Source organism: Thalassobacterium sedimentorum (assembly GCF_031127905.1).
Taxonomy (GTDB): domain Bacteria; phylum Verrucomicrobiota; class Verrucomicrobiia; order Opitutales; family Coraliomargaritaceae; genus Thalassobacterium; species Thalassobacterium sedimentorum.
Window position 1 is genome coordinate 1 of record NZ_JARXIC010000144.1, and the last position, 374, is coordinate 374.

Here is a 374-nt window from a genome sequence, read left to right on the forward strand (position 1 = left end):
GTGGATGCGTTTGGCTTCTTCCAAGTGAGCGGCGGTTTCGCGATGGCCAAGGCGAGCGACACGATCACACTTTCCGACGATTCCGAAATCGACGTAGACTTATTGACACTCGGTGGCAGTGGAGTGGATGCCTTCGCTGGTTTGAATGGCAATACTTCAGATGCTCTTGGACTTGAGCTCAGTGATGTAGACTTCGGCCTGGCATTCTTTAATGAAATCGACGGCGCGTCACGCAGTTTTACCAGCTTGCGTGCCACAGCCGGGCAAGTCGCTTTCACAGGTGTGGATGATCTAACAGTTGAGTCTAATAATCTGACAGTTGAAATCAATCGTGGTGAAGGAAACCTCGTCGCTGATTTCTCAGAAAACGCTTA

The 374-nt window shown here is 50.3% G+C and carries 1 protein-coding gene; it reads left to right on the forward strand.

Translation table 11 applies throughout. From position 1 onward, the window contains the following. On the forward strand, window positions 1-374 hold a 374-nt coding region (locus QEH59_RS18780; protein ID WP_308986922.1), incomplete at both ends, for a hypothetical protein.